Annotated in this window: 18 protein-coding genes and 1 pseudogene; 11 read left to right on the top strand and 8 right to left on the bottom strand. The window is 71.4% G+C overall.

Features of this window, described 5'->3' with window-relative positions:
- Positions 1 to 2: 2 nt before the first annotated feature.
- Genes ACFY9S_RS09045 through ACFY9S_RS09030 form a run of 4 tightly spaced genes read right to left on the bottom strand, consistent with a single transcriptional unit; the run spans position 3 to position 3,506 of the window.
- On the bottom strand, positions 3 to 971 hold the full coding sequence (locus tag ACFY9S_RS09045; protein WP_391124736.1) for an NADH-quinone oxidoreductase subunit H: 969 nt from the start codon (positions 969 to 971) through the stop codon (positions 3 to 5).
- On the bottom strand, positions 968 to 2,497 hold the full coding sequence (locus ACFY9S_RS09040) for an NADH-quinone oxidoreductase subunit C (RefSeq protein ID WP_391124733.1): 1,530 nt from the start codon (positions 2,495 to 2,497) through the stop codon (positions 968 to 970). The genes ACFY9S_RS09045 and ACFY9S_RS09040 overlap by 4 nt, the downstream gene beginning before the upstream one ends.
- Positions 2,494 to 3,108, bottom strand: coding sequence for an NADH-quinone oxidoreductase subunit NuoB (locus tag ACFY9S_RS09035; RefSeq protein ID WP_391124730.1), 615 nt, complete (start codon positions 3,106 to 3,108; stop codon positions 2,494 to 2,496). The genes ACFY9S_RS09040 and ACFY9S_RS09035 overlap by 4 nt, the downstream gene beginning before the upstream one ends.
- A complete protein-coding gene (locus tag ACFY9S_RS09030) occupies positions 3,099 to 3,506 on the bottom strand; it encodes an NADH-quinone oxidoreductase subunit A (protein ID WP_102913543.1) in 408 nt (135 codons plus the stop codon). Before ACFY9S_RS09030 ends, ACFY9S_RS09035 begins: the two co-directional genes overlap by 10 nt.
- Positions 3,507 to 3,729: 223 nt before the next feature.
- Here ACFY9S_RS09030 and ACFY9S_RS09025 point away from each other — a divergent pair, with 223 nt between their 5' ends.
- The 5 genes from ACFY9S_RS09025 (at position 3,730) to ACFY9S_RS09005 (ending at position 10,512) form a co-directional block, all read left to right on the top strand.
- On the top strand, positions 3,730 to 4,938 hold the full coding sequence (locus tag ACFY9S_RS09025; protein ID WP_391124726.1) for a sensor domain-containing protein: 1,209 nt from the start codon (positions 3,730 to 3,732) through the stop codon (positions 4,936 to 4,938).
- 110 nt (positions 4,939 to 5,048) lie between these two features.
- On the top strand, positions 5,049 to 6,410 hold the full coding sequence (locus tag ACFY9S_RS09020) for a sensor domain-containing protein (protein ID WP_391124723.1): 1,362 nt from the start codon (positions 5,049 to 5,051) through the stop codon (positions 6,408 to 6,410).
- A 267-nt stretch (positions 6,411 to 6,677) separates the two neighbouring features.
- Positions 6,678 to 7,337, top strand: coding sequence for a LuxR C-terminal-related transcriptional regulator (locus ACFY9S_RS09015; protein WP_391125498.1), 660 nt, complete (start codon positions 6,678 to 6,680; stop codon positions 7,335 to 7,337).
- A 174-nt stretch (positions 7,338 to 7,511) separates the two neighbouring features.
- Complete coding sequence (locus tag ACFY9S_RS09010) at positions 7,512 to 9,440, top strand: 2-oxoacid:acceptor oxidoreductase subunit alpha (RefSeq protein ID WP_391124717.1); 1,929 nt, start codon at positions 7,512 to 7,514, stop codon at positions 9,438 to 9,440.
- Positions 9,433 to 10,512, top strand: a complete 1,080-nt coding sequence (locus ACFY9S_RS09005; protein WP_391124715.1) for a thiamine pyrophosphate-dependent enzyme — start codon at positions 9,433 to 9,435, stop codon at positions 10,510 to 10,512. Before ACFY9S_RS09010 ends, ACFY9S_RS09005 begins: the two co-directional genes overlap by 8 nt.
- A 30-nt stretch (positions 10,513 to 10,542) precedes the next feature.
- Here the strand turns inward: ACFY9S_RS09005 and ACFY9S_RS09000 are convergent, their stop codons facing one another.
- Positions 10,543 to 10,923 (bottom strand): winged helix-turn-helix transcriptional regulator, encoded by a 381-nt coding sequence (locus tag ACFY9S_RS09000; protein ID WP_391124712.1) that lies wholly within the window; start codon positions 10,921 to 10,923, stop codon positions 10,543 to 10,545.
- 91 nt (positions 10,924 to 11,014) lie between these two features.
- Between ACFY9S_RS09000 and ACFY9S_RS08995 the strand changes: the two genes are divergently transcribed.
- On the top strand, positions 11,015 to 11,869 hold the full coding sequence (locus tag ACFY9S_RS08995; RefSeq protein WP_391124709.1) for an NAD(P)H-binding protein: 855 nt from the start codon (positions 11,015 to 11,017) through the stop codon (positions 11,867 to 11,869).
- A gap of 185 nt (positions 11,870 to 12,054) precedes the next feature.
- The gene (rarD, locus tag ACFY9S_RS08990; RefSeq protein WP_391125495.1) at positions 12,055 to 13,005 is read left to right on the top strand and encodes an EamA family transporter RarD; all 951 of its coding nucleotides are present in this window, start codon (positions 12,055 to 12,057) and stop codon (positions 13,003 to 13,005) included.
- 80 nt (positions 13,006 to 13,085) lie between these two features.
- On the opposite strand, the pseudogene ACFY9S_RS08985 reads toward rarD, so the two are convergent.
- Positions 13,086 to 14,165: pseudogene (locus ACFY9S_RS08985) on the bottom strand (MFS transporter); the annotation flags it as partial.
- Between the two features lie 167 nt (positions 14,166 to 14,332).
- Between ACFY9S_RS08985 and ACFY9S_RS08980 the strand changes: the two are divergent.
- Positions 14,333 to 14,782, top strand: coding sequence for a winged helix-turn-helix transcriptional regulator (locus tag ACFY9S_RS08980; protein WP_391124705.1), 450 nt, complete (start codon positions 14,333 to 14,335; stop codon positions 14,780 to 14,782).
- 62 nt (positions 14,783 to 14,844) lie between these two features.
- On the opposite strand, the gene ACFY9S_RS08975 is transcribed toward ACFY9S_RS08980, so the two are convergent.
- A complete protein-coding gene (locus tag ACFY9S_RS08975) occupies positions 14,845 to 15,468 on the bottom strand; it encodes an ABATE domain-containing protein (protein ID WP_102912397.1) in 624 nt (207 codons plus the stop codon).
- Positions 15,469 to 15,489: 21 nt separating this feature from the next.
- Between ACFY9S_RS08975 and ACFY9S_RS08970 the strand changes: the two genes are divergently transcribed.
- Positions 15,490 to 15,963 (top strand): VOC family protein, encoded by a 474-nt coding sequence (locus tag ACFY9S_RS08970; protein ID WP_391124702.1) that lies wholly within the window; start codon positions 15,490 to 15,492, stop codon positions 15,961 to 15,963.
- 152 nt (positions 15,964 to 16,115) lie between these two features.
- Positions 16,116 to 17,066 (top strand): M28 family peptidase, encoded by a 951-nt coding sequence (locus ACFY9S_RS08965; protein ID WP_391124699.1) that lies wholly within the window; start codon positions 16,116 to 16,118, stop codon positions 17,064 to 17,066.
- Between the two features lie 37 nt (positions 17,067 to 17,103).
- Here ACFY9S_RS08965 and ACFY9S_RS08960 read toward each other — a convergent pair whose 3' ends face one another.
- Positions 17,104 to 18,492, bottom strand: coding sequence for a tetratricopeptide repeat protein (locus ACFY9S_RS08960; RefSeq protein WP_391124696.1), 1,389 nt, complete (start codon positions 18,490 to 18,492; stop codon positions 17,104 to 17,106).
- A 158-nt stretch (positions 18,493 to 18,650) separates the two neighbouring features.
- Between ACFY9S_RS08960 and ACFY9S_RS08955 the strand changes: the two genes are divergently transcribed.
- The gene (locus ACFY9S_RS08955) at positions 18,651 to 19,154 is read left to right on the top strand and encodes a DUF6668 family protein (protein ID WP_391124693.1); all 504 of its coding nucleotides are present in this window, start codon (positions 18,651 to 18,653) and stop codon (positions 19,152 to 19,154) included.
- Positions 19,155 to 19,184 lie beyond the last annotated feature (30 nt).

Here is a 19,184-nt window from a genome sequence, read left to right as displayed (position 1 = left end):
GGTTACCGGATCACCACCTTGACGACGCCGGTGAGGGCGATCTGGGCGAGGGAGAGGGGAACGAGGAGGGTCCAGGAGAGCTTCTGGAGCTGGTCCTCGCGCAGACGGGGATAGGTGACGCGCAGCCAGATGACGACGAAGGCGAGGACGGCGGTCTTCAGCAGGGTCCAGACCCAGCCGAGGCCGTCGGCGCCCCAGGGGCCGTGCCAGCCGCCCAGGAAGAGGACGGTGGTCAGGCCGCACAGGACGACGATTCCGGCGTACTCGGCGAGGAGGAAGAGAGCGAAACGGAGGCCGGTGTACTCGGTGTAGGCACCGAAGATGATCTCCGAGTCGGCGACGGGCATGTCGAAGGGCGGGCGCTGGAGTTCGGCGAGGCCGGCCACGAAGAACACGATCGCGCCGACGATCTGCCAGGGCAGCCACCACCACTCGAAGGCGTCGAGGATGCCGGGGAGGGAGACGGTGCCGGCCGCCATCGCCACGGAGGCCGCCGTCAGCAGCATCGGGAGTTCGTAGGCGAGGAGCTGGGCGGCGGTGCGCAAGCCTCCGAGCAGGGAGAACTTGTTCGCGGACGCCCAGCCGGCCATGAGCGAGCCGAGGACGCCGACGCCCATGACGGCCAGGACGAAGAAGACACCCGCGTCGATGACCTGACCGACGGCGCCCTCGCCGGGGCCGATGGGGATGGCGAGCAGGACGAGGAGGTAGGGCAGGAGGGCGACGGCCGGGGCCAGTTGGAAGATGCGGCGGTCGGCGCCCGCGGGGACGACGTCCTCCTTCTGCGCGAACTTCACGCCGTCGGCGATCAGCTGGGCCCAGCCGTGGAAGCCGCCCGCGTACATGGGGCCGAGGCGGCCCTGCATGTGGGCCATCACCTTGTGCTCGGTCTGGCCGATGACCAGGGGGAAGGTGAGGAAGACGACGAAGACGATGAGGAGTCGCAGGGCGACGTCGAGCACGTCGTTCACCGCGGGCCTCCCGCGGGGTCCTCGGGCGTGTCCGGGCTGCCAGAAGCGTCCTGGCTGTCGGAGATACCCCGACTGTCGGAAGTGTCCGGGGCAGTCTCCGGGCTGTCCGAGGGCTCCGGATTGTCCGAGGACTTTGAGTTGTCCGAGGACTCCGGGACGTCCGCGGGCTCGGAGGTCTGTGACCCGCTCGACGGTTCTGGATCCGGCAACGGCGCTGCCTCCGGCGACGGTTGGGGAGCCGGCTCGTCGAAGGCCGGACGGGCGTGGTGCCAGGGAGCGTCCGAGCTGCGGGGGGCGGTCGGAGCCCTGCCCGGCCGGCTGTCGCCGCGGTCGGACACGGCTCGCTGGCTCGTGCTGCCCTCCGATGCGCTGCGCGCCCGGCGCGATCCCTCCGACGCGGCCGATGCCCCGGGCGTGTGGGGCTCGGAGCCCGCCGTCGGGGACGCCTGGTCGCTGCGCTGCTGACTCGCCGGCCTCTGCGCTGCCGAGCCCTGCGCTGCCGAATCCTGCGCTGCCGAATCCTGCGACACCGAGCGGTTGCGCCGCGGTCCCGTCGGGGCCGGAGCGGTCGGTTCGCCGGGCGCGGACTGACTCGCCGAACCCTCCGCCGCCGAGCGCGAACGGCGTGGCGCAACCGGAGCCTCCGCACCACCAGCGGACTGACTCGCCGAACCCTCCGCCGCCGAACGCGAACGCCGCGCCGCAGCCGCAGCCTCGACACCAGCAACTGGAGCCTCCCCTCCGGCCGCCGAAGTCCCCGAGCCGGCAGCCGAACTCCCCGAACCGCCAGCCGAAGCCCCCGACCCGGCAGCCGAACTCCCCGACCCAGCACCCGGCGCCCCAGCCCCAGCGGCTGACTGGCTCGCCGAGCCACTCGATGCCGAGCGGGTCCGTCGTACCGGGCGTTCTCCCGCGGGGCGTGCCGCGCCGCGGGCCGGGCGGGCGGGGGCCGGGGGAAGCTGGCCCTTGAGGGGTCCCCATTCGTTGGGGTCGGGGACGCCGGGCGGGAGCATCTGGCGGCGCTTGGGGCCGCCGTGTTCCGACTCGCCCGGTTCCTTCGCTCCGGGCCAGGCCTTGGCGACGCGGGCGGCCAGGACGAAGTCCTTGCGCAGGGGGTGGCCTTCGAAGTTCTCGGGCAGGAGCAGGTGGTCCAGCGCCGGGTGGCCTTCGAAGGCGATGCCGAACATTTCGTGCGTCTCGCGTTCGTGCCAGGCGGCGCCCGCGTAGACGTCGACCGCCGAGGGCAGAGCGGCGGCCTCGTGCGGGACGGTCGTACGCAGGAGGAGGCGTCGTACGGGTGCGAGGGCGGCGACGTGGGCCGTGACGCGGAACCCCGTGCCCGGTTCGTCGACCGCGCTCAGCCAGTCGAAGTAGGTGCAGCCGAGCCGGTCGCGGGCGGTCTCCAGGGCGGTGATCCAGGCGGCCGGGGGTACGTCGACCGTCAGGACCTCGTAGGACTCCTCGGCTGTGGCGTCCGGGCCGAAGAGCTCCTCGGCGCCGGAGGGCAGCCAGCCGACGGCGGTCATCGTCCCTCCCCCGAAGCCGGCCCCTGAGCCGGCGGCTGCACCAGTCCGCTCTGCAGTGCCGCCGCCGAAGGACGGCCCGCGCCGCTGCCGTACCGCTCCCCCAGCGACTCGCGGGCGATCTTCTCCTGGAGCTTGAGGATGCCCTGGAGAAGTGCCTCGGGGCGCGGCGGGCAACCCGGCACGTACACGTCCACCGGAATGATCTGGTCGACGCCCTTGGTGACGGAGTACGAGTCCCAGTAGGGGCCGCCGCAGTTGCTGCAGGCGCCGAAGGAGATGACGTACTTCGGCTCCGGCATCTGTTCGTAGAGGCGCTTCACGGCCGGGGCCATCTTGTCCGTGACGGTGCCGGAGACCACCATCAGGTCGGCCTGGCGCGGGCCCGGGGCGAACGGGATGACGCCGAGGCGGATGAAGTCGTGACGGGCCATCGACGCGGCGATGAACTCGATCGCGCAGCAGGCGAGGCCGAAGTTGAAGACCCAGAGCGAGTAGCGGCGGCCCCAGTTGAGGACGACCTTCATCGGCTCGGGCGCGAGGCGGGCCAGGGCGCCCAGCCGCTTGGGCTCGGGCAGCAGGACGGGCTCGGGCGCCGAGGGGTTCACGTCCATGTCAGGACGCCCTTCTTGTAGGCGTAGAGCAGGCCGACGGCCAGGAAGCCGAGGAAGATGAACATCTCGACCAGGGTCGTCGCGCCGTATCCGGGGGCGGCGAAGACGGTCGCCCAGGGGAACAGGAAGATCGAGTCGACGGCGAAGATCACGTAGAGGAAGGCGTACACGTAGTAGCGGACCTGGGTGTGGGCCCAGCCCTCGCCGACGGGGTCGACGCCGCACTCGTACGTCATGAGTTTCTCGGGGGTGGGGACCACAGGCCGCAGCAGGCGGCCGGCCCCGAAGGCCACGGCCACGAACAGCACGCCGACGACGGCGAGCAGTCCGACGACCGAATAGGACTGGAAGTAGTCCGCCGCGACGACGGTCGTGGTGACGACGGTCGGTTCCGGCACGTCCGTCCCTCGCTCCCTGAAACTCGGACCTGGATCCTGCGACGATGCTGCGGCTCAATCGGATGCCGCCGTTCGACGATCTGTACGCACGGGAGTCTAGGCCCTGATAAGGGCAGGGTAAGCAGCCCGTCATGGCCGGGCATGCGGGGGTGGGGTTTTCCTCAGTGGATCCTGGCGGTCCACCTCATGGCGCCATCGCCCGCCGCCGGGCACGCTAACGCATATGACCCAACACATCCCGTCCCCGGGCACGACGGCGGCCCGGGGGGCCGCCGTGCCGGACGACCGTCCGCCGCCTGCCCGGCTCGCCTATGACCGGCACACCTGGAAAGAGATCGCGCACCTGCTGGCCAACCTGCCGGTCGCGCTGCTCGGTTTCACCTACGTCGTGACGATGATGTCCATCGGCTTCGGCCTGACCGTCACGGTGGTGGGGTTCCCGCTGCTCGCGGCCGGACTCATCGGCGCGCGGCAGTTGGGGAGGATGGAGCGGGCGCGGGCCAGGGCGCTGCTCGGGGTGCGGGTCGAGGAGCCGAGCCGACTGCGGCTGCGCGGCGGGGGCGGATTCTTCCAGCGGTTGTGGATGCAGCTGAAGGACCCGGTGGGCTGGCGCACAGTGCTGTACGAGTTCATCCGGCTGCCGTGGGGCGTGCTCACCTTCGGTGTCACGCTGACCTCGCTGTTCGTGCTGTGGCCGGTGCTGCCGTTCATCGCCCGGGGGCTGACCAACGCCGACCGGGCCATGGTGCGGGCGTTGCTGTCGCCCTCCGACGAACTGGAGCGGCGGATCGCCGAGCTGGAGTCGGACCGTGGGGTCGTGGTCGACACGGCCGCGGCCGATCTGCGGCGCATCGAGCGGGATCTGCACGACGGGGCGCAGGCCCGGCTGGTGGCGCTGGCCATGGGTCTCGGCCTGGCCAAGGAGAAGGTGCTGGAGGACCCGGACGCGGCGGCTGTGATGGTCGAGGAGGCGCACGGCGAGGTGAAGCTGGCGCTCCAGGAGTTGCGGGATCTGGCGCGCGGCATCCACCCGGCGGTCCTGACCGACCGTGGCCTGGACGCGGCTCTGTCATCGGTCGCCTCGCGCTGCACGGTCCCGGTGAAGGTGACGGTCGATCTGCCTCAGCGGCCGGCCGCGGCCATCGAGGGCATCGCCTACTTCACCGTCTCGGAGCTGCTGCAGAACGTCAGCAAGCACAGCCACGCGAAGTCGGCCTCGGTGGACGTGTGGCGGACGAAGACCCGGCTGCTCATCCAGGTGTGGGACGACGGGGGCGGGGGCGCGAGCCTCGACGGCGGTACGGGGATGAAGGGGCTGGCGGACCGGCTGGGCGCCGTCGACGGGCTGTTCGTCCTGGATTCGCCCGTGGGCGGCCCGACGACGGTCACGGCGGAACTGCCCTGGCGGGACCGCTCCGGGGACCGGGGGTAGGGAAAACCCCCCGCCCAAGACGCCGACGGACTCCATGGTCCGCCGACCTGCGGCGGAGCAGGGTGGAGGTACGAGAGCACAGCCGCGGGACGAGGAGAAGGACGGCGCCGATGGCCACGGAGTACGGACAGGGATACGGGCTCGACAGCGGGTCCGGGTTCCCGGGGAGCACCGAACGACGGCATCTGCTGCCCGCCGCGTTGCGGGCGCCGGTCGAGCTGCGCACCTGGCTCGAACTCACCCATGTGCTGCTGAGCCTGCCGATCAGCATCCTGCTGTTCACGTACGCGGTCACGATGGTGTCGCTGGGGGCGGGACTGCTGGTCACGTTCCTCGGTGTGCCGGTGCTGGCGGCGGGGCTCGCCGGGTGCCGCGGCTTCGGGTCGCTGGAGCGGATGCGGGCGCGGGCGCTGCTGGGCCTGGAGGTGGCCGATCCGGAGCCGCTGCGGATGAGGAAGCCGGGCGCGATGGCGTGGACGGTGGCCGTCCTCAAGAGCGGTGCCTCGTGGCGGGCCCTGCTGTACGGGGTGCTGCACCTGCCCTGGGCGGTGTTCTCGTTCGTCGTCGCGGTGAACGTGTGGGTGCTGGGCTGGGCGCTGCTGACGTATCCGCTGTGGTTCTGGGTGTTCCCGGTGTACGCCGGTCAGGAGGGGGTCCAGCTGTACGGCGACGAGACGCGCCGGATCTATCTCGACAACCCGTTCGAGATCACGGTGACCGCGCTGGTGGGGCTGCTGTTCACGATCGCCTCTCCGTGGATCGTGCGGGCGCTGACGATGGTGGACCGGCTGCTGGTGCACGGGCTGCTCGGGCCGTCGCGGCTGGCGTCGCGGGTGGTGGAGCTGGAGTCGGACCGGGGAGTCGTGGTGGACACGGCCGCCGCCGACCTGCGGCGCATCGAGCGGGATCTGCACGACGGGGCGCAGGCCCGGCTGGTGGCGCTGGCGATGGATCTGGGGATGGCGAAGGAGAAGTTGCAGGAGGACCCGCAGACGGCCGCGCGGATGGTGGACGAGGCACACGGAGAGGTGAAGACGGCGCTGCAGGAGCTGCGGGACCTGGCCCGGGGCATCCATCCCGCGGTGCTGACGGACCGGGGGCTGGACGCGGCGCTGTCGGCGGTGGCGTCGCGGTGCACGGTGCCGGTGCGGGTGGAGGTCGACCTGGTGGAGCGGCCGGCGCCGGCCATCGAGGGGATCGCGTACTTCACGGTGTCGGAGCTGCTGCAGAACGTCAGCAAGCACGCGCGGGCCACCTGGGCGGGCGTCGAGGTGTGGCGGACGGAGAACCGGCTGATGCTGCAGGTCGTGGACAACGGCGTGGGGGGAGCGGACGTGTCCGGGGGGTCCGGTCTTGCGGGGCTGGCGGACCGGCTCGACGCGGTGGACGGGATTCTGGTGGTGGATTCGCCGGCGGGCGGGCCGACCCGGGTGACCGCCGAGTTGCCGTGGCGGGGGGAGCACGTGAGGTGACCTTCGCGGGGGCTCGCTTCCCGGGCCGATCCCCTGTCACAGCCTGGGGGCTCGGCCCCCGCGGGCTGTGACAGGGGCCAGAGGTCTTCACCTCTGGCCTCAAAGCTTCCCTCCACCACCCGATCGGCCAGGCAAGAAGCCGCTCCCGCCCCCACACACTCCCCGAGCCTGAAATGCTGGACCCGTCGCACGGGTGGGCGCGGAGCCGTTGTGGGCTGCGGACGGGCGGCATCGGGCTGTGGGGGGCCGGACATCGTGGAGGACAGGGTGCGGGTGGTCATCGCCGAGGATTCAGTGCTGCTGAGGGAGGGCCTGACCCGGTTGCTGACGGACCGTGGGCACGACGTCGTCGCCGGTGTCGGTGACGGCGAGGCGCTGATCAAGACCATCACGGAGCTGGACGCGGCGGGCGAGCTGCCGGACGTGGTCGTGGCGGACGTGCGGATGCCGCCGACGCACACCGACGAGGGGGTGCGGGCGGCGGTGCAGCTGCGCAAGGCGCACCCGGAGCTCGGGGTGCTGGTGCTGTCGCAGTACGTGGAGGAGCGCTACGCCACGGAGCTGCTCGCGGGCTCCAGCCGGGGCGTCGGCTACCTGCTGAAGGACCGGGTGGCCGAGGTGCGGGAGTTCGTGGACGCGGTGGTGCGGGTGGCCGGGGGCGGTACGGCGCTCGACCCGGAGGTGGTCGCGCAGTTGCTGGGCCGCAGCCGCAAGCAGGACGTGCTGGCGGGGCTCACCCCGCGGGAGCGTGAGGTGCTGGGGCTGATGGCCGAGGGTCGGACGAACTCGGCGATCGCGCGGCAGCTGGTGGTCAGCGACGGGGCGGTCGAGAAGCACGTCAGCAACATCTTCCTGAAGCTGGGGCTGTCCCCGAGCGACGGGGACCACCGCAGGGTGCTGGCCGTGCTGACGCACCTCAGGTCCTGACGTTTTACGCCCTGGCACCGGATACCCGGACAAACAGGGACGCATGATCACCCCGAAGTCGTGTCCAAGATGCGAATGACACAAAGAAGGCGACCCTTGCGGTCGTAGTGTTGATCCTGGGAGGGCCTGCGGGAAGGCCTGTCCCGGACAGCCGCCTCGAGGAGGTCCAGTTCAGTGACCAGCCAGGTCAGTAGCCCAGCGGAGCAGGCCGACGGAACAGTCGTAGGAGAGCAGCGCAAAGCGGCGGGCGCGAAGGATGTCCGTCGCCTCGACCGGGTGATCATCAGGTTCGCGGGGGACTCGGGTGACGGTATGCAGCTCACCGGTGACCGTTTCACCTCGGAGACGGCGTCGTTCGGCAACGACCTGTCGACGCTGCCGAACTTCCCGGCCGAGATCAGGGCCCCTGCCGGGACTCTGCCGGGTGTGTCGTCCTTCCAGTTGCACTTCGCCGACCACGACATCCTCACGCCGGGTGACGCGCCGAACGTGCTGGTGGCGATGAACCCGGCGGCGTTGAAGGCGAACATCGGCGATCTGCCGCGCGGCGCCGAGGTGATCGTCAACACGGACGAGTTCACCAAGCGGGCGATGCAGAAGGTCGGCTACGACACGTCGCCGCTGGAGGACGGGTCGCTGGACGGCTACCACGTGCACCCGGTGCCGCTGACCACGCTCACGGTCGAGGCGCTGAAGGAGTTCGCCCTGACCCGCAAGGAGGCCGAGCGCAGCAAGAACATGTTCGCGCTGGGCCTGCTGAGCTGGATGTACCACCGGCCCACGGAGGGCACGGAGAAGTTCCTGAGGTCGAAGTTCGCGAAGAAGCCCGACATCGCGGCGGCCAACATCGCGGCGTTCCGGGCGGGCTGGAACTTCGGCGAGACGACGGAGGACTTCGCCGTGTCCTACGAGGTCGCCCCGGCGGCCACGGCGTTCCCGCCGGGTGTGTACCGCAACATCTCCGGCAATCTGGCCCTGTCGTACGGGCTGGTCGCCGCGAGCCGGCAGGCGGATCTGCCGCTGTATCTGGGGTCGTACCCGATCACTCCGGCCTCGGACATCCTGCACGAGCTGTCCAGGCACAAGAACTTCGGGGTGCGCACCTTCCAGGCGGAGGACGAGATCGCCGGTATCGGGGCGGCGCTGGGCGCGGCCTTCGGTGGTTCGCTGGCCGTGACCACGACGAGCGGTCCGGGGGTGGCGCTGAAGTCGGAGACGATCGGGCTGGCGGTGTCGCTGGAGCTGCCGCTGCTGATCGTGGACATCCAGCGCGGCGGCCCGTCGACGGGCCTGCCGACCAAGACCGAGCAGGCGGACCTGCTGCAGGCGATGTACGGGCGCAACGGTGAGGCGCCGGTGCCGGTGGTCGCGCCGCGCACCCCGGCGGACTGCTTCGACGCCGCGCTGGAGGCGGCGCGGATCGCGCTGACGTACCGCACGCCGGTGTTCTTGCTGTCCGACGGCTACCTGGCCAACGGCTCCGAGCCCTGGCGGATCCCCGACATCGAGGAGCTGCCCGATCTGCGGACGCAGTTCGCGCAGGGGCCGAACCACACGCTCGACGACGGCAGTGAGGTGTTCTGGCCGTACAAGCGGGACCCGCAGACGCTGGCCCGCCCCTGGGCGGTCCCGGGCACACCGGGCCTGGAGCACCGGATCGGCGGCATCGAGAAGCAGGACGGCACCGGCAACATCTCCTACGACCCGGCCAACCACGACTTCATGGTCCGCACCCGGCAGGCGAAGATCGACGGCATCGACGTCCCGGACGTCGACGTGGACGACCCGCACGGGGCGACGGTACTGGTCCTGGGCTGGGGCTCGACCTACGGGCCGATCACCGCGGCGGTGCGGCGGCTGCGCAGAGCCGGGGAGTCCGTCGCACAGGCGCATCTGCGGCACCTCAACCCCTTCCCGCCGAATCTGGGCTCCGTCCTGGAGCGTTACGACAAGGTCGTGATCCCCGAGATGAACCTCGGGCAGCTCGCCACCCTCATCCGGGCGAAGTACCTGGTCGACGCCCACTCGTACAACCAGGTCAACGGCATGCCGTTCAAGGCGGAGCAGCTCGCCGCGGCTCTGAAGGAGGCCATCGATGGCTGAGACGTCCACGCACGGCCCGGGCACCGTCGAGTCGCTTTCCCTCGTTCCCAAGGCCGAGGGCAGGCAGTCGATGAAGGACTTCAAGTCCGATCAGGAAGTGCGGTGGTGCCCCGGCTGCGGCGACTACGCCATCCTCGCGGCGGTGCAGGGCTTCATGCCGGAGCTGGGGCTGGCCAAGGAGAACATCGTCTTCGTCTCGGGCATCGGCTGCTCCTCCCGCTTCCCGTACTACATGAACACCTACGGGATGCACTCCATCCACGGCCGCGCCCCCGCCATCGCCACGGGACTGGCCAGCTCCCGCCGGGACCTGTCGGTGTGGGTGGTCACCGGCGACGGCGACGCGCTGTCCATCGGCGGCAACCACCTCATCCACGCGCTGCGCCGCAACGTCAACCTCAAGATCCTGCTGTTCAACAACCGGATCTACGGCCTGACCAAGGGCCAGTACTCGCCGACCTCCGAGGTCGGCAAGATCACGAAGTCGACGCCGATGGGCTCGCTGGACGCGCCCTTCAACCCGGTGTCGCTGGCGATCGGCGCGGAGGCCTCCTTCGTGGCCCGGACGGTGGACTCCGACCGCAAGCACCTCACCGAGGTGCTGCGCCAGGCCTCCGCCCACCAGGGCACGGCACTGATCGAGATCTACCAGAACTGCAACATCTTCAACGACGGCGCCTTCGACGCCCTGAAGGACAAACAGCAGGCCGAGGAGGCCGTGATCCGGCTGGAACACGGCCAGCCGATCCGCTTCGGCGCCGACCAGGCCAAGGGCGTCGTGCGGGACCCCCTGACCGGTGATCTGAAGGTGGTCGCGGTGACACCGGACAACGAGGACCGGGTACTCGTCCACGACGCCCACTCCCCGTCCCCGACCACGGCGTTCGCGCTGTCACGCCTCGCCGACCCGGACACCCTCCACCACACCCCCATCGGCGTCCTGCGCTCCGTCGACCGGCCGGTCTACGACACGCAGATGGCCGACCAGCTGGACGCGGCCATCGAGCAGCACGGCAAGGGCGACCTGGGCGCGCTGCTGGCGGGCGGCGACACCTGGACGGTCGTGGGCTGACCTGCCAAGCCCCTCGAGACCCGGGACCGCCTAGGTGGCGGCCCGGGTCTCGTCGTATGTCCGCCGCGCCTTCTCCACGTCGTCCATGCGGTCGTGCGTCCACTGCGACAGGGCCCGTACCTGCTCGGCGGCCTCGCGGCCCAGGCCGGTGAGGGAGTAGTCGACGCGCGGCGGGATGACGGGCTTGGCGTCGCGGTGGACGAGTCCGTCCCGCTCCAGGGTCTGGAGGGTCTGCGTGAGCATCTTCTCGCTGACGCCCCGGCCGCCGTACGCGCCGATCGCCCGGCGCAGTTCGCTGAACCGGTACGGGCGGTCCAGGAGCTCGATGAGGACGAGCACGCCCCAGCGGCTGGTCACGTGCTCCAGGATCAGCCGGTACGGGCACAGGGCTTCGTTTTCACTTACCGCCATGCCAGTACCTTACTTCAAAGTGGGTACTTTCCAAGAGTTAGCGCATCTCCTAGGGTTAGTGCCAACGCACCCCACAAGGAGAGTCCTCACCATGAGCATCGTCGTCACCGGAGCCACCGGGAACCTCGGCCGTCACGTCGTGGAGCAGCTGCTGGAGAAGGTCCCCGCCGAGCAGATCACCGCGGTCGTGCGCAGCGCGGAGAAGGCCGCCGACTTCGCCGACCGGGGGGTGCGGATCGCCCTCGCCGACTACAACGCCCCCGCCTCCTTCGACGGCCTGTTCTCCGCCGGCGACAAGGTGCTGCTCGTCTCCGGCAACGAGTTCGACAAGGGACGCGTGCAGCAGCACAAGGCCGTCATCGACGCCGCCGCGGCGGCCGGTGTCGCCCTGGTCGCCTACACGAGCGCCCCCGGCACCCTGACCGCCGCGCTGGCCGACGACCACCGCGGCACCGAGGAGATCCTGCTGGGCTCCGGCGTGCCCTACGCGCTGCTGCGCAACGGCTGGTACCACGAGAACTACACCGAGAACCTCGCGCCCGTGCTGGAGCACAACGCGGTCGTCGCCGCCGCCGGTGAGGGCAAGGTCTCCTCCGCCTCGCGCGCCGACTACGCCGCTGCCGCCGTCGCCGTACTGACCGGTGAGGGGCACGAGAACAAGACGTACGAGCTGGGCGGCGACACCTCCTGGAGCTTCGCCGAGTACGCGGCCGAGCTGAGCCGGCAGACCGGCAAGGACATCGCCTACAACGCCGTCTCCTCCGAAGCCCTCGCCGGCATCCTCACCGGCGCGGGCCTGCCCGAGCCGCTCGCGCAGACCCTCGCGGGCGTCGACGCCTCCATCGAGAAGGGCGAACTGGTCGTCTCCACCGGTGACCTCTCCCGCCTGGCCGGCCGCCCGACCACCCCGCTCGCCGACGCCATCGCCGCAGCCCTCAAGGACTGACGCCCGCTTCACCGGGCCACCCCGGGCTGTCATGACCGTATGCCGATACGGACATGACAGCCGGGGGCGCTCGGCGTTACCGTCGTGAACGCGGACGCACGCCAGGCGCGAAGGAGGGGCCCGTGACCGGCAAGCCGAGGGGTGAGCGGCACATAGGACTGCTGAACGGCTTCGCGGCCTATGGGATGTGGGGGCTGGTCCCCCTCTTCTGGCCCCTGTTGAAGCCGGCCGGCGCGATGGAGATCCTGGCCCACCGGATGGTGTGGTCGCTGGTCTTCGTGGGCGCCGCGCTGCTCGTGCTGCGCCGCTGGGCCTGGGCAGGCGAGCTGCTCCGGCAGCCCCGCAAGCTGGCGCTGATCACGGTCGCCGCGACGGTCATCACCGTCAACTGGGGCCTGTACATCTGGTCCGTGAACTCCGGGCACGTGGTCGAGGCCTCGCTCGGGTACTTCATCAACCCGCTGGTCACCATCGCGATCGGCGTGCTGCTGCTGAAGGAGCGGTTGCGGCCGGTGCAGTGGGCGGCGGTCGGAACCGGCGGCGTGGCGGTGGTCGTGCTGACCATCGGCTACGGGCAGCCGCCGTGGATCTCCCTGTGTCTGGCGTTCTCCTTCGCCACGTACGGACTGGTGAAGAAGAAGGTGGGCCTCGGCGGCATCGAGTCGCTGGCCGCGGAGACCGCGATCCAGTTCCTGCCCGCGCTCGCCTTCCTTGCGTGGCTCACCGCGCAGGGCGATTCCACGTTCACCGGCGACGGTGTGGGGCACGCGGCGCTGCTCGCCTCGGCCGGTATCGTCACCGCGCTCCCCCTGGTCTGCTTCGGCGCCGCCGCCATCCGCGTGCCCCTGTCCACCATCGGCCTGCTGCAGTACTCGACGCCGGTCATCCAGTTCCTGCTCGGCATCCTCTACTTCCACGAGGAGATGCCGCCGGAGCGCTGGGCCGGATTCGCGCTCGTCTGGCTGGCGTTGACGCTGCTCACCTGGGACGCGTTGCGCACCGCCCGCCGGGCCTCCCGCACGCTCACCAGCGAGATCAGCGTGCCCAGCACCACCAGCGCGACCGGCACCGTCAATGCCGCGCGGAACGCCGAGAGTGTGGCCTCCGGGCCGGACCCGGTGGACGCCAGGCCGTAGACTGCGGTCACCGCCGAGATGCCGATCGCGGAGCCGAACTGGGTGGCCGTGGTCAGCAGCCCGCCGGCCAGGCCCTGCTCCGACGCGTCCACCCCGTCCGTCGCCGCGATGGTCAGCGGCCCGTAGGCCAGGGCGAACGCGAGACCGCTCAGGAGCAGGGTCGGGAACATCATGGCGTAGGACCAGTCCATGCCGACCGGCAGGAACAGCGCGTAGGAGGCCACGGCCAGGAGGAAGCCGCCGGCGATCACCCGGGCGTTGCCGAAGCGGGTGACCAGTCTGGGGGTGAGCGTCGGCGCGAGGACGGCGTCGACGCCCATGACGACCAGGGCCAGCGCCGTCTGCAGGGCCGACCAGCCGCGCAGTTCCTGCAGGTAGAGCGTGACGACGAACTGGAAGCCGAAGAAGGCGCCGAGGAAGAGCAACGCCCCCAGGTCGGCGCGCACGACCGGGCCCTTGCGCAGCAGGCCGAGCCGGACGAGCGGATCGGGGCAGCGGCGTTCGACCACGACGAAGACACCGGCCAGCAGTACGGCCGCCAGGCCCGAGGCCAGGGTGATCGGCCACTGGCGCAGGCCGTGTTCCAGACGTACGACGGTGTAGGCGGCCAGCAGCATGGCGCACGCGGCGGTGACCGCACCGGGCAGGTCGAAGGTGCGCCGGCGCTTCGGCGGAGCGTCGCGCCGGGGGATCAGGCGTACGGCGGCGACGAGCAGGGCGGCGGCCAGCAGCACGGGTGCGAAGAACACCCAGCGCCAGCCGATCTGGGTGAGCAGACCCCCGATCACCAGGCCGAGGGAGAAGCCGGCCGCGCCCGTCCCGGCGAAGACCAGCACGGCCTTGTTGCGCTGCGGGCCCTCTTCGTACGAGGTGGTGATCAGGGAGAGCGCGGCCGGGGTCATGAAGGCGGCGGCGACGCCCGTGACGAACCGGGCGACGATCAGCATCCAGCCGCCCGTGGCGAAGCCGCCGAGCCCCGAGAAGGCGAGGAAGACGGTCAGCCAGAGCAGGAACATCCGCCGGCGCCCGAGCAGGTCGGCTGCCCGGCCGCCCAGCAGCGTGAAACCCGCGTAGCCGAGCACATAGGCGCTCATCACCCAGGCGGCGGTGCCGGTGGTCAGCCCGAGATCGGCACGGACGGCCGGGATCGCCACCGCCATCATCGCGACGTCGATGCCTTCGAGGAAGATCGTTCCGCACAGAACGAGCAGTAGCGCCCAGGCACGGGTGCCCATGAGTCAACACTCCTCCGGTATGGGGCGGTTACGCAAGCGAGGGTCGGTTCCCTCTTGTAACCACGTCCCACCCTGCGGCAGCATCGATGGACATGGAAGAAGGCACTTCGAAGTCACCGAGTAACCGCCCGAGCACCGTGGACCACGGCGACGCCGACCCCTTCCAGTGGGACACCCGCGAGGACTGCCAGGTCCGGCAGATCCTCGACCGGATCGCCGACAAGTGGTCGCTGCTGGTCATCGCGCTGCTGGAGAACCGGCGGCTGCGCTTCACGGAGCTGCGCCGGGAGATCGACGGGGTCAGCCAGCGGATGCTGACGGTGACCCTGCGCTCGCTGGAGCGCGACGGCCTGGTGAAGCGGACGGTGCACCCGGTGGTACCGCCGCGCGTCGAGTACGAACTGACCTCCCTCGGCAAAACGCTGCACGCCACGATCCAGTCCCTGGTGACCTGGACGGAGAAGCACCAGGAGGAGATCGCGGCGGCCCGGACCGCGTATGACTCCCGCACGGCGGACGCCGCGGAGGCTACGACTCCGTAGGAGCGCGGCGGGCCCGTGCGCCCGGACCTTCTCACGGTTCCCGCAGTGCTCCGCCGCGGAGGCTACGGCTCCACAGGAGCGCGGCGGGCCCGGTGCGCCCGGACCTTCTCACGGTTCCCGCAGTGCTCCATCGCGCACCAGCGGCGGCGGCCCGGGCGGGAGGTGTCGACGAAGAGCAGGTGGCAGTTGTGGGCGCCGCACTCGCGGACGCGGTCGGCGAAAGGCCCGGTGAACAGGTCGATCGCGTCGCGGGCGACGGTCGCGAGCAGGTGGGTGCCGGTGGCGCCCGGAGCCCAGGCGCGGGTGCCGTCGGGCTCGGCGCGGGTGACGAGCGGGGGCGCTGCCGCGGCGGCGTTGACGATGTCCAGCTGGTCGGCCCGCAGGGGTCGCCCGTGGGCGCGGTCGGCCGCGAGCAGGAACACGGCGTCGCGCAGGGCGCGGGCCCGCTCCAGTTCCCCGGCGGAGACGGTCAGTTCCAGGCCGTCCGGCAGTCGGCTGCGCCCGGCCCAGGTGACCAGGTCTGCGGGTTCGTGCAGCACTTCCCAGCGGGCGAAGGCCCCGGGGCCGCCCGTCACCGTCAGCTCCAGGCACAGGGTGCCGGGGTCGAAGCGGTAGGGCTTGCCCTGGCCCGAGACCAGCGTCAGGCCGGGCGTTCGATCCGGCGTTTCCCCTGCGCGTCCGCTCATCTAACCAGTATAAGTGGTTACATGACTCAGAGACCCGCATCACCGGCTCCCGTGCACTGGAAACTCGTCATCGACGCGAACGACCCGCACGCCCAGGCCGACTTCTGGGCCGGCGCCCTGCGCTACGAGGTCGAGGACAACAGCGCCCTCATCGGGAAGCTGCTCGGCTTCGGTGCCCTGCCGGAGGAGGCCACGGTCGAGTTCCACGGCCGCCGCGCCTTCCGGGACCTGGTCGCCGTACGGCACCCCGATGACCCCTACGAGGAGGAGAGCGGGACCGGACTGGGGCGCCGGCTGCTGTTCCAGCGCGTTCCGGAGACGAAGACGGTCAAGAACCGGCTGCACCTCGATCTGCACCCCGGCCAGGGGCGGCGCGACGAGGAGGTCGCCCGGCTGGAGGGGCTCGGGGCGAGCGCACTGCGGCGGGTGAAGGAGCAGGGCGGCGAGTGGGTCGTGATGGCGGACCCGGAGGGGAACGAGTTCTGCGTCCAATGACAGGCGCTCCGGAGGCCTGCGCTCCGTAACTCGCTGGCCGGTTCAACACCTTGACGGAGAGTCAGTACCAGCTTCACCATCCAGGCACCCCATTCACTGTGGGCGGCCCGTGGACATCCCCCGGGCTTCCCCACGGAATCCGGAGCCCCCACATGAAGCTCTCCGTTTCCGCGCGCTCCGTCGCCGCGGGCGGCATGGCAACAGCCATGCTCCTGGTCGGCGGCGCCGTGGCCGACGCCGCGTCCTCCGCTCCCTCCAGAGCGGCCGCCGCACCGGACATACCCGTGGCGAACGTCAAGGCCCACCTGTCCCAGCTGCAGTCCATAGCCACCGCCAACGGCGGCAACCGGGCCCACGGCCGGGCCGGTTACAAGGCCTCCCTCGACTACGTGAAGGCCAGGCTGGACGCGGCCGGATACACCACCACGATCCAGCAGTTCACCGCCTCCGGCCGCACCGGCTACAACCTGATCGCCGACTGGCCGGGCGGCGACGCGAACCAGGTCGTGATGGCCGGCTCGCACCTCGACAGCGTCTCCTCCGGGGCCGGCATCAACGACAACGCCTCCGGCTCGGCCGCGGTCCTGGAGACCGCCCTCGCCGTGTCCCGGGCGCAGTACAAGCCGACGAAGCACCTGCGCTTCGCGTGGTGGGGCGCCGAGGAGCTCGGCCTCGTCGGCTCCCGCTACTACGTCAACCGACTGGCCACCGGCGACCGTTCGAGGATCAGCGCCTATCTGAACTTCGACATGATCGGCTCCCCGAACCCCGGCTACTTCGTCTACGACGACGACCCGGCGATCGAGAAGACCTTCAAGGACTACTTCGGCGGCATCGGCGTCCCGACCGAGATCGAGACCGAGGGCGACGGCCGTTCCGACCACGCGCCCTTCAAGAGTGCGGGCGTGCCGGTGGGCGGTCTGTTCACCGGGGCGAGCCGGACGATGACTGCGGCGCAGGCGGCCAAGTGGGGCGGTACGGCAGGGCGGGCCTTCGACCGCTGCTACCACTCCTCCTGCGACACCACCGCCAACATCAACGACACCGCCCTGAACCGCAACAGCGACGCCCTCGCGCACGCGGTGTGGGAGCTGTCCGAGTAGCCCCTACCGGTTACGGGCGCGTTCGGTGAAGCGGCCCCTAGCCGTTGCGGGCGCGCTCGGTGAGGCGGCCCATGCGGGCGCGGGCCGACTCCAGTTGCTCGACCTCCTCGGCGGCCGGACCGTCCTCGGCGGCGAGCTCCGTCCACTGGCCGATCAGGTCGCGTCCCAGCTCCAGCCCCAGCGCGGGGTCGCGCACCGCGCGCCAGGCGGTGGCGGCGCTCTCCACGTTGCCGTAGGCGGCCTCCGCGTCGCCGGACCGGCGACGGGCACCGGCCAGTTCGAGCGACAGCCGGAAGGCGCGGAGCGGATCGTCCGCCAAGTAGGCGATGTACGCGGTGAGTTCGCCCAGCCGGAGCACCTCGGGGTGCTCCGGCCCGAGCGTCGCCGAGGCCTGCACGAGGGTTTGCTCCGCCAGCCCGGACGCCGCTTCGATCCTGCCCTCCTTCACCGCCTCGTTGATCCGCGTGATCGGCTCCGCGAGGAGCGCGGGGGCGCTGGAATCGCCCGGCGCGGTGAGAGGTTCGTCCCCGAGCACGGCCTCCGCGACGGCGTCGAAGCCACGTGGGGGCGTGGGCTTGGGGTCGGGGTCGGCGGCGATCAGGGCGTCTTCGGGGACCGGCGCGGGTCGCGGAGCCGGCTGGGCTTCGGGAACCGGGAGCGGCCTCGCGTCCATGGGCGGGGGCGGGCCGAACTCGCCGGTGGGCGGCGCGACGGTGCCGGGCGGCATCGCCGTTCCCGAGGGCATCGCCGTGCCCGGGGCGGGCGCCGCACCCGGGGCTGGTGGCGCACCCGGGGCCGGCCGCGCGTCCTCCGGCGTGGGCTCGGGTGACTCCGGCACGGCGCGCAGCTCGAACGTGGGTACGGGTCCGTCGGTCGGCTGCGGCTCGGGCACGGCCCGCAGCGGGAACGTCGGGGCCGCACCGCGGCCGGTCTCCGGCAGGGGCCGCAGCACGTGCGTGGCACTGTCGCTGTGGGCCGGAGGGAACTGCTGCGGCTCGGGCGGGGCCGTGGCCTCGCTCCGGGCGTGCTGCTGCTCATGCTGTGTACCGGCGGCCTCGCCCCGGGCGTGCTGCCGCTCATGCGGCGTCGTGGCGACCGGCTCTGCGGTGAAGTGGCTGGAGCCGTCCGGATCGACCTGGAGCGGGACGACGTAACCGATGCGCTCGTCGCGGATCGTCGCGAGGACGGGGTGGCCGGTGGCGAGGGCGATGTGGTGAAGCCGGTTCAGGACGGCCCGCTGGATCTCCTCACCGGGAGCCGCGAAGACCGGGACGCCACCGACGGAGGCCCCGTCGGACACCCCTCCGGGTCCCCCTCCCACGTCCGTGCCGGACCCGGGGACTTGGACGTCGATCGGCGCCGCCGGGGTCGCCGCGCGTGCGGCCTGCTTCTGTTCCCGCTTCTTCTCGCGGCTGAGTCGCGACATCGTCCCCTCACCGGGCGTCGTGCACCTACTGTCGAGTGTGTCCGCTCGCCCCCGTTTCTCACGTCACCACGGTGTCACAGGCTCGTCCCAAGGGACGCCGGCCCCGGACGGTCGTCAGCGACGGCATGAAGACCGGGCGCACGAGGGAGGAGAGGGGCATGCACACAGGCATGCGACAGGGACCGGAGATCTGGCTGCGCGGCCCGGTGCCCACCCCGGAGCCGGGGCCGCCCGAGCCCGCGCACGCCCACGCCGCGGCACGGCGTTTCTCCTGGGTCGGCACGCACGGCGGCGCGGGCGTCTCCACGCTCGCCGCGGTCTACGGCGGCCACGACTGCGGCCGGTCCTGGCCCGGGCCCGGCGATCCCCCGTCGGTGCTGCTGGTCGCACGGACGCACGCGGCCGGTCTGGACACGGCGGCCGGAGCGGTGGAGCTCTTCCGGCGCGGCCAGGCTCCGCCGGGGCTCGACCTGGACGCGATCGTGCTCGTGGCGGACGCCCCGGGGCGGCTGCCGCGCCCGCTCGCCCAGCGGGTCAGATCGCTGGAGTCGGTCATCGACGTGTACCGCGTGCCGTGGGTGCCGTCCTGGCGGCTCGGTGAACCGGGCCGTCCGCCGCGTGAGACGCAGGCCCTGGCCCGGCTGACGGGAGCGGCACGCTGACGGCCCTGCCTCTGTCGGCCGTACACCTGT

The organism is Streptomyces sp. NPDC012474 (assembly GCF_042955185.1).
GTDB lineage: Bacteria > Actinomycetota > Actinomycetes > Streptomycetales > Streptomycetaceae > Streptomyces > Streptomyces cahuitamycinicus.
Note: the sequence above shows the minus strand (reverse complement) of the source record. Positions and strands in the feature narration are given on the sequence as shown.